12 protein-coding genes are annotated in these 14,738 nt (G+C 49.1%); 4 read left to right on the top strand and 8 right to left on the bottom strand.

Annotated elements, in window-relative coordinates; genetic code table 11:
• Positions 1 to 221: 221 nt before the first annotated feature.
• On the bottom strand, positions 222 to 791 hold the full coding sequence (gene rpoE, locus MKY97_RS00575) for a DNA-directed RNA polymerase subunit delta (protein ID WP_342553660.1): 570 nt from the start codon (positions 789 to 791) through the stop codon (positions 222 to 224).
• Between the two features lie 475 nt (positions 792 to 1,266).
• Here rpoE and MKY97_RS00570 point away from each other — a divergent pair, with 475 nt between their 5' ends.
• The gene (locus MKY97_RS00570) at positions 1,267 to 2,421 is read left to right on the top strand and encodes a S8 family peptidase (RefSeq protein ID WP_342553659.1); all 1,155 of its coding nucleotides are present in this window, start codon (positions 1,267 to 1,269) and stop codon (positions 2,419 to 2,421) included.
• 375 nt (positions 2,422 to 2,796) lie between these two features.
• Here the strand turns inward: MKY97_RS00570 and argS are convergent, their stop codons facing one another.
• The 4 genes from argS to MKY97_RS00550 all read right to left on the bottom strand — a co-directional run bounded on the left by argS (position 2,797) and on the right by MKY97_RS00550 (position 7,037).
• Complete coding sequence (gene argS, locus MKY97_RS00565) at positions 2,797 to 4,476, bottom strand: arginine--tRNA ligase (protein ID WP_342553658.1); 1,680 nt, start codon at positions 4,474 to 4,476, stop codon at positions 2,797 to 2,799.
• A complete protein-coding gene (locus tag MKY97_RS00560; RefSeq protein WP_342553657.1) occupies positions 4,473 to 4,898 on the bottom strand; it encodes a DUF1934 domain-containing protein in 426 nt (141 codons plus the stop codon). The genes argS and MKY97_RS00560 overlap by 4 nt, the downstream gene beginning before the upstream one ends.
• 351 nt (positions 4,899 to 5,249) lie before the next feature.
• Positions 5,250 to 5,552: a DUF6171 family protein gene (locus tag MKY97_RS00555; RefSeq protein WP_342553656.1), complete on the bottom strand. Its 303-nt coding sequence runs from the start codon at positions 5,550 to 5,552 to the stop codon at positions 5,250 to 5,252.
• A gap of 3 nt (positions 5,553 to 5,555) precedes the next feature.
• Positions 5,556 to 7,037 carry an alpha-N-arabinofuranosidase gene (locus tag MKY97_RS00550; RefSeq protein WP_342553655.1) on the bottom strand — a complete coding sequence of 494 codons (1,482 nt, stop codon included), beginning with the start codon at positions 7,035 to 7,037 and terminating at the stop codon, positions 5,556 to 5,558.
• Between the two features lie 488 nt (positions 7,038 to 7,525).
• On the opposite strand from MKY97_RS00550, the gene MKY97_RS00545 reads away from it, so the two are divergent.
• Positions 7,526 to 7,657 (top strand): hypothetical protein, encoded by a 132-nt coding sequence (locus tag MKY97_RS00545; protein ID WP_275670057.1) that lies wholly within the window; start codon positions 7,526 to 7,528, stop codon positions 7,655 to 7,657.
• Between the two features lie 237 nt (positions 7,658 to 7,894).
• Here MKY97_RS00545 and speB read toward each other — a convergent pair whose 3' ends face one another.
• Both speB and speE read right to left on the bottom strand, forming a co-directional pair.
• On the bottom strand, positions 7,895 to 8,764 hold the full coding sequence (gene speB, locus MKY97_RS00540; protein ID WP_342553654.1) for an agmatinase: 870 nt from the start codon (positions 8,762 to 8,764) through the stop codon (positions 7,895 to 7,897).
• Positions 8,765 to 8,777: 13 nt separating this feature from the next.
• The gene (speE, locus tag MKY97_RS00535; RefSeq protein WP_342553653.1) at positions 8,778 to 9,605 is read right to left on the bottom strand and encodes a polyamine aminopropyltransferase; all 828 of its coding nucleotides are present in this window, start codon (positions 9,603 to 9,605) and stop codon (positions 8,778 to 8,780) included.
• A gap of 259 nt (positions 9,606 to 9,864) precedes the next feature.
• On the opposite strand from speE, the gene MKY97_RS00530 reads away from it, so the two are divergent.
• Positions 9,865 to 11,943, top strand: a complete 2,079-nt coding sequence (locus tag MKY97_RS00530; RefSeq protein ID WP_342553652.1) for a PBP1A family penicillin-binding protein — start codon at positions 9,865 to 9,867, stop codon at positions 11,941 to 11,943.
• A 192-nt stretch (positions 11,944 to 12,135) separates the two neighbouring features.
• Here MKY97_RS00530 and MKY97_RS00525 read toward each other — a convergent pair whose 3' ends face one another.
• Positions 12,136 to 12,639 (bottom strand): YwhD family protein, encoded by a 504-nt coding sequence (locus MKY97_RS00525; protein ID WP_342553651.1) that lies wholly within the window; start codon positions 12,637 to 12,639, stop codon positions 12,136 to 12,138.
• 101 nt (positions 12,640 to 12,740) lie between these two features.
• Here MKY97_RS00525 and MKY97_RS00520 point away from each other — a divergent pair, with 101 nt between their 5' ends.
• Positions 12,741 to 14,732 (top strand): M1 family metallopeptidase, encoded by a 1,992-nt coding sequence (locus MKY97_RS00520; protein WP_342553650.1) that lies wholly within the window; start codon positions 12,741 to 12,743, stop codon positions 14,730 to 14,732.
• The last annotated feature ends 6 nt before the right edge of the window (positions 14,733 to 14,738 follow it).

The following is a 14,738-nucleotide window of genomic DNA, read 5'->3' as shown; positions in this document are numbered from 1 at the left end:
AAAGATTGGCCGGGAGCAGTCGGAAAAGTAATCGTTTGACATCATTCTGCCTCTAAAAATACAAAAAGAAAGCACTCCCGCAGGACGGGGCACTTTCTCTAAAAAACATAAATATATTGTCGCTCATTCATAAGCCCATGCAATAGTTTACCCGTTACCCCGTCTGCTGTCAAGGCTGACTATCGGGGAAAAAACGGGTAATGGTCAGACACCAAAAAGGACTACCGATTATCGGAATCGTCGTCAAATTCACCCTCGTCTTCGGACTCTTCATCGTCTTCATCGAGGTCTTCATCTTCCAGATCATCATCTTCAACAAGTACTTCTTCTTCGCTGTCGTCTTCATCAAAGATGTCATCTTCATCATCGTCATCTTCATCTTCGTCTTGATCATCATCTGTGCTGTCGAAGTCTTCGTCACTGTTGTAGCTGTCGTCCTCTTCACCGAAGTCTTCGTCTTCCAGATCATCATCTTCATCGTTGATGATACGTGGACGCTTCGCACCTGTCATGGAATCTTCCGATCCAGCAACCGGATACCAGCGTTTCAACCCCCACAGACTCGTACCGACGCAAGCAAAACGGCCATCGATATTAATTTCGGTATACAGCTGCGCAATATACTCGTTGATCTCTTCATCCGTCATTCCGCGCTGCTTCGCTACCTCATTCATCAAATCCCGGTAGTAATACGGCGTATTGGCCGCTTTCAGCACCATAAAGGCAAGGTCCACCAAAGGGATCTCTCTTACCTTTTCTTTATCAATTTTCAAATTGAGCGAGGTACTCACTGAAGACACTTCCTCTCACACATAATTCGCTTTATATCCCCTGCAAACTGGAACGTTACGTATAACATATCCATTAACAAACCTAAGTAAAACCTATTTAGCGTTAAAAAGCAAGTTTTTATGTAAGCATGTACCATATTTACACAATCAACCTTCAGCTATAGATTGCTCTACCCGTTTAAACCGGCAGGAAGAGCAAATTTTATCGCAGCTGCTGTCTTCCGAAAGGAACAAATCAGAACACATATGTAAAAGACGGAGTCCCCTCCGCCTTCTGACTGTATACCCTCGTAGGATTGCTCCTCACCAGGTTCCCCGCAAGAGCCCTCTAGCCCTCCATCCATCATATGTCCCTGCGCCCGTTTTGACACGGAGAGAACGTGTTTTTGCAAAAAAAGGGCAAGTTCCCCATGCGGCGGGGTCAACGCATTCATAGAATACCTCAGCATGTTCATCCCGAAGGGGGCTGCCCATAATGGACTATATCGGTTTACTGCATCAGTTGATTGACGGAATGAGGTGCCCTGAGTCCGAACAAACGGGACGTTATCTGATTCGGTTCGCCAAACCCCAGCAGTACGAGGCCTGTCTCGTTGAATTATCCCGAATGCGAAGTGCATTCATTGTTCCGGGAGGCATTAAGGCTTCCCGATTGGCAAGAACTCTCATAGCCCCTGTACAAAGTCCGGACGTGTTATATCGGTACGCGGACGACATTACCGTTGAGGAAGATATCCCTGTCTCCCTGCATTCTACAGCTCTCCACAACAAACCAAGCACACCTCAAGGTGTACCTTGGGGCGTGAAACAGATCCGAGCCCCCAAGGTATGGTCTGTTTCGACAGGACACCGAATCAAAATCGGGGTTATTGATACCGGGGCAGATTACCACCACCCTGATCTGCGATACTCCCTAGCCCGAGGCATTAATCTATTGAACCGAAGTTTACTTCCCCATGATGACAACGGACACGGTACTCATATTGCAGGCACGATTGCTGCGGCAAATAGCACTGCAGGCATGATCGGGGTTGCTCCACGTGCTTTGATCTACCCGGTCAAAGCCTTTGATCACAATGGCTCTGCTTATGTCTCCGACATCGTACTCGGCATCGACTGGTGTGTACGCAACCAGGTTGATATCATCAATATGAGTTTTGGTATGAAAACACGCAGTAAATCTCTGCTTGACGTCGTGAACCGCGCATATCACGCAGGCATTGTCATCGTAGCTTCGTCAGGCAATGACAGCAAGCGCCGAAGTATCGATTATCCTGCTCGATATCCGCAGACCATCTCCGTCGGAGCAACCGACAAAAACAGACGAATTGCATCATTCAGCAATCGCGGGGCTTATGTGGATGTCTATGCCCCGGGCGACAAAATTGTATCCTCCTGGGTTCAGGGCAAGCACCATGAGATGAGCGGCACATCCATGGCCACCTCCCATGTGAGCGGCGCAATTGCGCTGCTGCTCGCCAAACATCCCGGCTTGTCTCCAGCCGAGATCAAGGCACTTGTCAAGCGCGCGACAGTTCCGCTGCGCGCCCGCAAGAGTACCACCGCGAAGAGTAAAATCCGCGGTGGCGAGATTGACGCCCTCAAGCTGATGCAGGAGGGCGGAGGGTAAGCCGGCGGGCACTGCAGGCCGCTGGCATCTACGCGCTGCGCAGCAATGGATGCCGGCATCTGCCGGGCACGCCTTGCGCAGCAGGCAAGAACAAGAGCAGGCACATATGAGCCTGCTCTTGAAGCATTGCCCTGCGGCTGTGCCGGATGCAGGGCAATGCGCCTGTGCCCGCGGCAGGCGGCAAGCCTGACCTTGCGGTACCTGGGCATCCGCCTTCAGGTACCGCAAGGTCAGGCCGCCCGGCTGGGTCCACCGCCAGCCGCGGGCACAAAAAAGTCTCCATACCCCGCGCGGAGGCCACTGCTCGCACGGGGTATGGAGACGATATGCCTTCGGCCGAGCGGCATAATGCTGCCCGCCGCACGGCCGAAGGGATTACATTTTGTCTGGTGCGGATACGCCCACCAGACGGAGCGCTGTTGCGATGACGGTGCGAACGGCACCGATCAGCGCCAGACGCGCCTGGGTCTGCTGCGCGTCTTCGGTAATGACGCGCTCAGCCCGGTAGTAACTGTGGAACAGGGATGCCAGTTCGTAGACATAACGAATAATGCGGTGCGGTGCATAACCTGCAGCCGCTGCCGCAATCTCTTCAGGCAGCTCGCCCATTTTGCGAAGAAGGTCATACTCATGTTCCGTTGTAAGCTTGGACAGATCAATCTGTGCCAGCGGCAGCAGCTCTATGCCCTGCTCTTCGGCTTGACGATACACGCTGCATACACGTGCATGTGCATACTGCACATAGAACACCGGGTTTTCATTCGATGTCGAAATCGCCAGATCCATGTCAAAGTCCAGATGGGAATCCATGCTGCGCATCGTGAAGAAATAACGAATGGCGTCGATGCCGACTTCATCCATCAGGTCTTCCATCGTTACAGCTTTCCCTGTACGTTTGGACATTTTAACTTTCTCGCCATTCTGGAACAGGCTGACCATCTGTGCAATCAGGACAACCAGCTTGTCCGGGTCATTGCCCAGTGCCTGCATAGCTGCTTTCATCCGAGGAATATATCCATGGTGATCGGCTCCCCAAATGTTGATCATCGTGTCATAGCCACGGGAATACTTATCACGGTGATATGCAATATCCGGTGTCAGATAAGTATACGTACCGTCATTTTTGATCAGTACGCGTTCCTTGTCGTCCCCATACTGCATCGTTTTCAGCCAGGTTGCGCCGTCTTTTTCATAAATCTCGTTGCGGTCACGCAGCTCGTCCAGTACGCGAAGCACTTCGCCATTATCATACAATGATGTTTCGCTGAACCAGATATCGAAATTCACACGGAAGCGGTTCAGGTCTCGTTTGATTTTGTCGAGTTCCTTCTCCAGTCCATAATCACGGAAATATGCTGCGCGATCTCCTGGGTGCATGGACAGCAGGCTGTCCCCTTTTTCAGCAACCAGTTCCTTCGCAAAACCTTTGATATCTTCTCCATGGTAGCCATCTTCCGGCATTTCAGCCTCTTGACCGAGCTCTTGCAAGTAACGCGCTTCAATGGAACGCGCCAGATTAAACACTTGGTTACCCGCATCATTAATATAATATTCACGAGTGACATCGTAACCTGCGTAATCCAGAATATTGCACAGTGCATCCCCTACAGCAGCACCGCGGGCATGACCCAGATGAAGACTTCCTGTCGGATTGGCGCTGACAAATTCCATCTCGACCTTTTTCCCTGCTCCAACGTCGATTCTTCCGAAGTCCTCGCCCTGCTCATGTACCAAGTTAAGAACCGGATAGAGATAACTCTTGTCCAATTTGAAGTTAATAAACCCCGGCCCTGCAATCTCTGCCTTCTCAATGCCTGCATCGGCAAGATCCAGGTTGGCAATAATCTCCTCGGCAATCTGGCGAGGGTTGCGCTTGGCAATTTTGGTCAACTGCATTGCCGCGTTGGTAGCCAGATCCCCATGGGACTTCTCGCGCGGCACTTCAAGCGTAATTGCAGGAAGTTCTTCCTGTGTTACAATACCGGCTGCCACGATGGCACTGCCGATTGCAGAACTTACCCGTTCATTAATGGTATCTAGTGGATTACGTGTCATGAATTTGGTTCCTCCTGTATATGTAAACTAATCGCAAAATGTCCGGCTTCTTCATCAAAGCGGTAAAAGTCGTAGCTCCACGCTGCGCGTGCGCTCAATCCCTGAATGGAAAGTTCCAGCTTCTGTGTATTCGTGGACAGGGCAAACGACATATATGGTGAACGGTAGAAACCCGGAAGCTTTCTGTTCAATTCGAACGTCTGCTCCGATTCCACCTCACCATGACGTATAATCTTGATGGATTGTTCGCCCAGCTTCAATGTTGTACGGGTCATGCCTCTCTCGGGTCCAGCCTGTGGCTCTTCATAGCGAACATACAGATACGCTCCCTTGACCACAGCTTCTCCCTGCATCTCCTGCAGTACATCTTCCCCTTCATAACGGCTGTGCAGCCGGATCTGAACCGGTCGCATCTTCGACATGAATGTTAACCTCCATTATATTCGAGGCGGCGCAAAATCAGGACAGCCGGTGAGAACAGCCCTTCCTGTATCGTTGTGCCGCTATACACGCTCATATTCCGAAAACATACTCTCCTACACTCTACTGTATAACTATATCCAGTTCACTCGCTCAATTCAAATCCAAATTCAGAGTTTTTTTCTGACGGCACCAAAAAGAAGAGCCGCACCCGCTTCGTGCAGCTCTCCTTTACTTCGCATATTTCTCGTGATCCTGCTTTATTAATTTGATATCGCTTGATTAAGCCTGCTCTTTTATCTCATTATAATGAAACATGTTTATCTCAGTTTACATAAACATGATAAATCCGATCATACCCACTGCGATGCATGCGGATAAGGATAGGTAGAGTCCGCTATTTTGGCACGAACCTGCACAAGGCATCCGCAATGCCGGCACGTTGTTCCGTACTGCAGATCAGGACAGGCAGAGCAGATGGCAAGCCTCCGTTCATACTCATCGTTTTCTACCGTGGCACGTGAGCGGGAAGCGATTTCGACCAGACGAGCCATTTTGGCATCACTAATATGAACATCATACTGACTGTCACAGCCCTTACAGGGTGCATTTCTACCCTCGCTTGGACGCTGCTGTTCGTAACCGGAGGACTTCATATCTTAAGCCTTAACAGCGATCACACCAACGGACGCCGGAGGCAGCATAAAACGCAGTGTGTTATTCTCCAATACAAGCCCGTCCCAAGCCGCAGGCTTCACCTGATCAGGCTGTTCAAACGTATTGTATGCTCCAAAGTCAGTGTTATGGAGAAGCTGTCCCGATACGCCTGCCGCTTGACCTGCCTCCAGCTGCACTACTACTTCAAGCTCATCGGTATGACTGAGATTACTTGCTGTCACATGAATGACCCCGTCTTTGTTACGTGATGCCGATAAGCTGAGCTGCGGGATCGTCTCGTCTCCGAACGTATATCCCGGACTCTCATAGCTGAGATCCAGACGCTGCGCATCCATATGAACCTGATACATATCGAATACGTGGTACGTCGGCGTCAAGAGCATTTTATCTCCCTCGGTAAGCACGAGTGATTGCAGTACATTAACGATCTGAGCCAGATTCGCCATATGCACCCGTTTGTTATGCTGATTGAAAATATTCAGGTTCACAGCTGCGAGGACAGCATCACGCATCGTATTCTGCTGGTAAAGGAAACCCGGATTTGTCCCCGGCTCAACGTTGTACCACGTTCCCCACTCGTCTACAATGATACCAACGCGGCCTTCCGGATCATATTTGTCCATGATTTCGGAATGCTTCACGAGCAGTTCATCCATGAACAATGTTTTCTTCAATGTGGTAAACCACTCTGCCTCGCCAAAACCGGTGGCGTTCCCCTTATCTTCCCACACGCCTGTTGGAATCGTATAGTAATGGAGACTGATTCCGTCCATGAAACGCGCCGCTTCCCGCATCAGAACTTCCATCCACTCATAGTTGCTGTCGTTCGGGCCGCATGCAATTTTATAAATTTGATTTCCTGAATAATTACGTACATATGTAGCATAGCGACGATATTCATCGGCATAATACTCTGGGCGCATGTTGCCTCCGCATCCCCAGTTCTCGTTGCCCACACCAAAATACTTCAGCTTCCACGGCTCTTCGCGGCCGTTCTGCTTCCGCCAGTTTGCCATAGGAGACTCACCGTCAAACGTAATGTACTCTACCCATTCCTGCATTTCCTGTACTGTTCCACTGCCGAGGTTGCCGCTGATATACGGCTCAGCACCAAGCAGCTCACACAATCTCATGAATTCATGTGTTCCAAAGTGGTTATTCTCTTCCACGCCGCCCCAGTGCGTATTGATCATGCGTGCACGTTCACTTTTCGGTCCCACTCCATCTTTCCAGTGATACTCATCGGCAAAGCATCCGCCAGGCCAGCGAAGTACAGGAATGTTCAGCTTCTGGAGCGCGCCAAGCACATCGTTACGGATACCTTCTGTATTCGGAATAGAAGAGTCCTCGCCTACCCACAACCCTTCATAAATGCATCGTCCCAAATGCTCGGAAAAGTGACCATATATATTGCGATTTATTAATCCTTGGTCTGAATCAGCCTTTAAAGTAACATTAACCATTACTTCAACCTCCTTGAATACTATTGTTATCGCTTACAATAACGTGTTTCAATACAGGTTTCAACCCTTTTATTTCCGAATTAAAAAGCTCTTTTCCACATAAAAATTCAGGAAAAAGGCTTTTTAATTCTTTGATCGCTTCCATTCATACTAAAACTTATACAGACCAATTTTCTATTAGATTCACAAAAATGTTATTTCATAAATTTGATTGTTAATCCATTTCTGATTAAATGAAACTTTTTTGACCATGTTATGCCCTCCATTTATAAATCTATAGAGACGCAGGTGTATTCCTGCTGGTCACCACAAGCCAGCCCCTTCTATATTTAAGGACAGACATGAAGCCGATGTTAAAATGCTCCTCATCGAAAGAGCTGCATGATAGATTGACAGGAACGTATGTGCTATAATTAAAGGTACGGACTTATGATTGAGTGTGGATGTTTTCGGATCACGGCGCTGCTTTCCGAGAGGGGGTGACGTCGATGGTCAAACTTGTGGCGTGGCTTGATGTAATCCGATGGATTGCTGCAATCCTCAGTATTGTGCTGAGCGGACGAAAGCTGTATCGTTGGTTACGCAAAAAGCTTCGGAACAAGCGAAAACCCACCTCATAAGGTTAGCCGCCTACGGTGGGTTTTGCTTGAATAGCAGTATTTAATTCTTGCACGCCGTGGCAATCCACAGCCTTTCGGGTCCTAAGAGTCATTACCGTTGGCGCGGTAATGGCTCTTTATTTAGTATATGGTCGAACCCGCATACCCTATACTTTCCGACTGTAATATATTGATTAATATATTACTAAACTCTTATGTGTCCAGTATAACATAGCCCGAAACAGAAGTTAAGTTCGCCTACTTTACAAACCCAAGCAGCATTTCACGAATCAACTTGGCAGCTACGATCTGTGTCTGCTGTGTCGGATCATAGATTGGCGCTACTTCAACCAAGTCACAGCCTACAACGTTCACATCTGATCCAGCGATCATGTGAACTGCTTCGAGCAGTTCTTTGGATGTAATTCCGCCAGCTTCTGCTGTTCCGGTTCCTGGTGCAGCAGAAGGATCAAGCACATCGATATCGATGGTTACATAGACTGGACGGCTGCCCATTTTTGGCAGAGCTTCTTTCATTGGAGCCGCTACTTCAAACGGGTAGAAGTTAATATTTTCGCGGCCGTACTGGAACTCCTCACGGGAGCCGGAACGGATACCGAATTGATAAATATTTTGACCACCCATCAGTTCAGCGGCTTTACGCACAGGTGTCGAGTGAGACAGGGGCTCTCCTTCATAGTGTTCACGAAGGTCTGCGTGTGCATCAATGTGGATCAAAATGAGATCCGGATATTTCTTGTACATCTGTTGAATCACCGGCCAAGTCACCAGATGCTCGCCACCAAGACCAATCGGGAACTTGTTATCTGCCAGCAGGCTGCCGATGTATTCATGGATAACCTCAAGGCTGCGTCCCGCGTTGCCGAACGGCAGAAGCAGATCTCCAGCATCAAAATAGGTCATATCCACAATGCTTTTATCGAGATACGGGCTGTACTCTTCAAGTCCAACCGATGCCTGACGGATATGAGCCGGGCCGAAACGGGAACCCGGACGGAAGCTGACGGTGTAGTCCATCGGCATGCCGTAGATGACCGCTTTGGAATTTTCATAATCTTCAGAGCTGCAAATAAATACGTTTCCTGAATAAGCTTGATCCAGTTTCATTTTCATTTCCCCTTTATTTCGTTAAATCTTCCACGAATTTTGGAAGTACAAATGCCGCTTTGTGCAGACGCGGAGAGTAATACTTCGTATTCATCTCCGGGATTTGAGTCTCATCCACCGCCAGCGGATCGTGTTTTTTGCTGCCCATGGTGAATGTCCACAGACCGCTTGGGTAGGTTGGAATATTACAGCCGTACACATGTACGATCGGGAAGATTTCTTTGACATCTTTGTTCACCTTTTGGATCAGGTCTGCCTTAAACCAAGGGTTGTCCGTCTGCGCAACGAAGATACCATCTTCTTTGAGTGATTCATAAATCCCCTGATAGAAACCGCGTTCAAAGAGTGGCGCTGCCGGGCCTACAGGTTCTGTCGAGTCGACGATGATGACGTCGTACTCATCTTTATGTTCAATAATATGCATGTAACCATCGTTAACGAGCACTTCAACGTTCGGCTCATCGAGTTTGCCGGCAATTTCAGGTAAGTACGTTTTTGAATATTCAATCACTTTACCGTCAATTTCGACGAGAACTGCCTTTTCCACAGCATCATGTTTGATGACTTCACGGATTACACCGCCGTCACCACCGCCAACCACCAGCACTTTTTTCGGATTAGGGTGAGTGTTCATGGCCGGATGTGCCGCCATCTCATGATATACAAACTCGTCCTTTACCGTTGTCATCACCATGCCATCCAGTACAAGCATATTGCCGAATTCTTCGGTTTCAATTATTGCGAGATCCTGGAAATCCGTTTGCTCCGTGACGTAAGTCTGCTTGATCTTTGCGGTAATCCCGAATACAGGGGTCTGCTTCTCCGTAAACCACAATTCCATGATCGCTACCTTCTTTCCGTAAAAGTAATGAGTGATCACTTTAAAATGCATAATCACTGGTCTGTTCGTCCACACACGCTTTAGTATGTTGTACCGAACCCTACCTTTTCATTACCCTTTTGCATTATACGCGATAGATGTTTCAACTGTAAAACGGTTTTCAGGTCGAAATTAACTATAATTTGCTCACTTCACAGCAAGACTGAATATCCCGGTTGTTCCCGTCCCATACTGGAAAGAAAAGAGAGGAGCCCGTCCCATGAACAAGCCTAATTCCAAGACCCGCAAACGCGGGTTCCGCGTACTCCAATTCATTAAACATCTATCCATCCTTATGGCACTCGGCCTTATTGCCACGGCTGCTATTTTGGTATATCTATACGCAACCAGCCTGCCCCTCGCTGACTCAGATCGCAATTCCAGACTACTGGATAGTCAGGGTGAAGTCATTGCTACCTTCTCTGCTGGCGGCAAGGATTCGATTCCCGTTCAACTGCAGGATATTACTCCAGATCTGGTGAATGCAACGCTGGCTGTAGAGGATCGCAAATTTAGGCAGCATTTCGGCTTTGACATCCAGGGTATGGGGCGGGCAGTTCTTGTCAATATTCAGCACATGCGAATGTCTCAGGGAGCAAGTACATTAACGCAGCAGCTGGCACGAAACCTCTACCTATCCCATGAGAAAACCTGGACACGTAAAGCCAAGGAAGCAATGTACACCGCGCAGCTTGAGATGAAATACAGCAAAGATGAGATTTTGCAGATGTACCTGAATGAGATTTATTACGGTCACGGTGCTTACGGCATCGAAGCGGCGGCCCAGATGTATTTTGGCAAATCGGCCAAACAGTTGGATCTGGCAGAAAGCGCCATGCTGGCAGGCATACCGAAGGGTCCAACTTATTATTCACCCTACAATCATATGAAGAATGCCAAGGACCGGCAGAAGATTGTACTGAAAGCCATGATCGAAACGGGTAAGATTACCCAAAAACAAGCTGACAATGCCTATGAGGAGATGCTGAAGTTCAAACCGGAGAGTGAGCGCAAGACGGTGGAAAATGCCCCTTATTTCCGCGATTATATCCGCAACCTTGCAGTGAGGGAGCTGGGCATCAGTGAAGCGATGCTGGACCACGGAGGACTGAACATTTACACCACACTGGATTTACGTGTGCAGCAGGCGGCTGAACAGGCTGTCGCCAAGGGGATGGATGCAAAAAGCGAGCTGGAGACGGCTCTCGTATCCATCGACCCTCGCACCGGATACATTAAAGCGATGGTTGGCGGCAAGAATTACCGTACCAATCAGATTAACCACGTGCTGGCAACGACACGTCAACCAGGATCTGCATTTAAACCGATTATGTATCTCGCTGCCCTGGAGTCGAAGCAGCTCACCAGTGCATCTATTTTCAATAGTCAGCCTACTCTGTTTCATTATGATAATGACCGCAAAACCTACAAACCCGGTAATTTTGGTGATAAGTATCTGGGCGAGATTGATCTGCGGCAGGCCATTGCGGCATCGGATAACATCTACGCCGTAAATACCATTATGAAAGTCGGTCCTGAGAAGGTTGTGAGTATGGCTCAAAGTCTTGGTATCACAAGCAAGCTGAGCCCTGTCCCTTCTCTTGCGCTGGGCACTTCACCTGTCAGTCCCTTGGAGATGGCTTCCGCTTTCTCCGTTATTGCAGCCGGGGGGCAGCGAACGCCGCCGATTGCCATCCTGCAGATCACGGATGCTGCAGGGCGTGTACTGTATGAGTCACCTCAGACCAAAGCAGAAACCGTGGTTGAACCGGCAGCAGCTTATGTATTAACCCGTCTAATGGAAAGTGTCTTTGAGCACGGGGGAACAGGCAATCGGGTATCTGCTGCGATTAAACGCCCGGTAGCAGGCAAAACAGGAACAACAAACACGGATGCCTGGCTTGTCGGATTTACCCCGGAGCTTTCCACCGCCGTGTGGGTTGGTTATGATCAAGGAAAAGCAATCTCCACGTCGGATGGCCGTCGTGCGGCCCCAATCTTCGCCCAATTTACGGAACAGGCTTTGGCAAGCGTACCGCCCAAAATTTTCAACGTTCCTGATCAGGTCGTCAGTGTCTATATCAACCCGGAAACCGGCAAGCTTGCAGGTAACGGCTGTGAGGAAAAGCGGCTGGAAGTGTTTATTGAGGGTACGGAACCTACAGAGGTATGTCGGGGTAAAATGGAACTACCAGATTCCACACAGGACGAAAAGGCACGTAAGGTTGAAAATCAGAAAGGAATACAGGAACAAAAACATTCCTGGTGGAGTGACTTCAAACGCTGGTGGGTAGAGTGACGCAATTCCGCAATGACTTGATTGCGTCATGGACTTCTCAGCCTGCAGTTTCCAATCGCGGTAATAGAACATTTCATAAATATACAGCCAGATGAATAGGACTGGACTGAATAACAGCAAGCATAGTTACAGCAAGCAAAACAAGCCCCGAGATCAGAAGTTCTGATCCGGGGCCTGTTCTTTTTTTGCACCTTAAGCGAGTGCTTCTTTCAACTCATCCGGTGAAGCATTCCACCACTCTTCATTATGAGAGATCAGAAGTGTCTTCAGCGCTGCTTTCTCTTCCGCTCCCAGTTCATCCAGCATAAACCGACGTTTCAATGCATAATCCATCCGGTTCACGTGATCCGCGAGAAGCTTCCAGCCGCGTTTGGCCTCTGTATCGATCCACATCTCACACGCCGTCGCTCCACCGTACAGCTGCCCTTGCTCCGTACGATCCACAGCTACCCACACCAGCCACACTTGACGTCCGTTGGGAACATCTTCTCGATTCGTCGAAAATTTGATGCCGCGCTCCACCTTACTCTTTGCGTGCATTGCACCGACGTCAATCTTGGCTTCACCCTGGTCAATGATGACCGGAGAAAGGTTGTTCAGATCAATAGAACCTGCGCCGAAGCCTTTGTGTTTACTTTTGGCACTCACGATATTCAAGGCAATCTGTTTCTTGCCGTTTTGCTCATTTTGGTCCATGTTTATAGCCTCCAAGAGTTGATACAAATATTTTAACTAATAATCGGCCCATTGCAAACATATACATGCTGTAGATGCTTGTCAACGGGAGGTATTTATCGATGATTCCACGACGCGCCAAGAGCTGGCTCACCGCATCCCTGGCCCTGTGTTTGCTTGCCGGAGGGATATGGATCATGCTCGGTTACAATCGTTCCACTTCATCTGAACTGCCCATACTCGCTCCGGAATCGGGCAAGCCCCAGCTTAAAGCTCCAACCCCTGCCCCCCCGGAGAGCGTGCAGTCTCCTACAGCCGAGGTGTACAGCAATCGGGTAGTGGAATACCACATGGATGTAAAGCTGACCGAGGGGAACACACTGCAGGGCACACAGGCGATCACCTGGATCCATCCGGGGAAGAAAACAGTGAACGAGCTTTATTTTCATATGTACCCTAATGCATTCTCCTCTGCAGATAGCACATTTATGAAGGAATCCGGCGGTAAGCTTCGGGGCGATGTCATGCCGGTAGATGGCTATGGCTCCATGAAGTTTGTTGATATGCAGACAGAGGACGGGCTTTCTCTGCTGCACCGGATGCAGTATGTACAGCCGGATGACGGGAACATCAAAGATAAAACACTGATTAAAGTGCGGCTGCCAAAACCCGTAAAAGGCGGGGAAAGCATTACAATCCGCACAACGTTCGAAGTGGAGCTGCCGAAAATTTTTGCCCGGATGGGCAAAACCAATGATTTTGTTATGGCAGGTCAGTGGTTCCCTAAACTCAGCGCCTACGAACCCGCAGGAAGAAGAGGGCGTACAGCAGAAGGCTGGAACCTGCATCAGTATCATGGCAATTCCGAGTTCTATGCCGACTTTGGCATCTATAGTGTTCGTATTCGGGTACCCGAAACATACAAAGTAGCCGCAACCGGATTCCCAACCCAACAGGCTGTTCTGAAAAATGGGGAGAAGGTGTACCAGTTTTATGCCGATGATGTACATGACTTCGCTTGGGCAGCCTCACCTGATTTTGTATATGCAGAGGAGCCCTTCTCAGCTCCTAACGTGCCGGGTGTGCGCATCAAGCTTTATCTCGACCCGGCACACCAGGATCTGAAGGAACGTTATCTCTTTGCCGCCAAAGCCGCATTATCCAATTACAGCAAGTGGTTCGGACCTTATCCATATGCCACCTTATCTATTGTAGTCCCGCCTAAAGCGGCAAATGGCGCTGGGGGAATGGAGTATCCAACCTTAATTACGGCCTTCGGAGCCGATGATACAACCCCAGGTTACGATCTGGAGCGAACGGTGGTGCATGAAATCGGGCATCAATACTTCTACGGCATGGTTGCGAGCAATGAATTTGAGGAGGCCTGGCTGGATGAGGGATTCACCTCATACGCAGAAGACAAACTGATGGAACAGGAATACGGGCTAATCCCGAACCTGCCTGTACAATCCGGGCTGATCACATCTCCCGCTCCATTAACACAGCCCTCCTGGAAGTTTGACTCACAGCAGCAGTATGCATCCAACGTATATACCCGGGGGAAGCTCGTACTGCTTGGCATCGAACAGCAGGTCGGAGCCAAACAAATGGAACGCATCCTTTCAACCTATGTTAAGAAATATCGCTTCAAACATCCGGCAACGGCCGATTTTCAAAAGGTAGTCGAACAAGTTACCCGGGCCTCTTGGGCCGATTATTTTGACCAATACGTTTACAGCGGCGGCATGGCCGACTTTGCCGTGGAGAGGATCAAGGTTATTCCTGTGGAAAAGGATGGGGAAACCTTGTACGAATCCTCAATTACAGTTGTCAAAAAAGGAAGTGACTTTCCGAAGGTTCCTGTTCGGATCGCTTTTGAGGATGGACATACCGTAACCAAGCAATGGGACGGCAAGGAGGATCGCATTACCTATAAACTCACGTATACCTCTCCCGTCTCCTGGGCGATAACCGATCCCTTATATGACATCGTGCTGGAGAACCGCCATATGAACAATTTCCTGAGAACTAAACTGGACGAGCAAGTCCAGTCCCGCTGGAATATGAGTGCTGCGAAACTAATTGAAGCTGTATTCGGAGGTCTGTCATGGTGAGGTGGA

It is taken from the genome of Paenibacillus sp. FSL R7-0652 (assembly GCF_038595045.1).
Taxonomy (GTDB): domain Bacteria; phylum Bacillota; class Bacilli; order Paenibacillales; family Paenibacillaceae; genus Paenibacillus.
This window is presented reverse-complemented; position numbering and strand designations above follow the sequence as displayed.

Excerpts from the sequence above, each read along its gene's own strand:
- argS (WP_342553658.1), bottom strand. The coding sequence starts at position 4,476 with ATGACACGTAATCCACTAGATACCATTAATGAACGGGTAAGTTCTGCA.
- MKY97_RS00570 (WP_342553659.1), top strand. The coding sequence starts at position 1,267 with ATGGACTATATCGGTTTACTGCATCAGTTGATTGACGGAATGAGGTGC.
- MKY97_RS00530 (WP_342553652.1), top strand. The coding sequence starts at position 9,865 with ATGAACAAGCCTAATTCCAAGACCCGCAAACGCGGGTTCCGCGTACTC.
- MKY97_RS00525 (WP_342553651.1), bottom strand. The coding sequence starts at position 12,639 with ATGGACCAAAATGAGCAAAACGGCAAGAAACAGATTGCCTTGAATATC.
- MKY97_RS00555 (WP_342553656.1), bottom strand. The coding sequence starts at position 5,552 with ATGAAGTCCTCCGGTTACGAACAGCAGCGTCCAAGCGAGGGTAGAAAT.
- MKY97_RS00545 (WP_275670057.1), top strand. The coding sequence starts at position 7,526 with ATGGTCAAACTTGTGGCGTGGCTTGATGTAATCCGATGGATTGCTGCA.
- MKY97_RS00520 (WP_342553650.1), top strand. The coding sequence starts at position 12,741 with ATGATTCCACGACGCGCCAAGAGCTGGCTCACCGCATCCCTGGCCCTG.
- MKY97_RS00560 (WP_342553657.1), bottom strand. The coding sequence starts at position 4,898 with ATGTCGAAGATGCGACCGGTTCAGATCCGGCTGCACAGCCGTTATGAA.
- speB (WP_342553654.1), bottom strand. The coding sequence starts at position 8,764 with ATGAAACTGGATCAAGCTTATTCAGGAAACGTATTTATTTGCAGCTCT.
- speE (WP_342553653.1), bottom strand. The coding sequence starts at position 9,605 with ATGGAATTGTGGTTTACGGAGAAGCAGACCCCTGTATTCGGGATTACC.
- MKY97_RS00550 (WP_342553655.1), bottom strand. The coding sequence starts at position 7,037 with ATGGTTAATGTTACTTTAAAGGCTGATTCAGACCAAGGATTAATAAAT.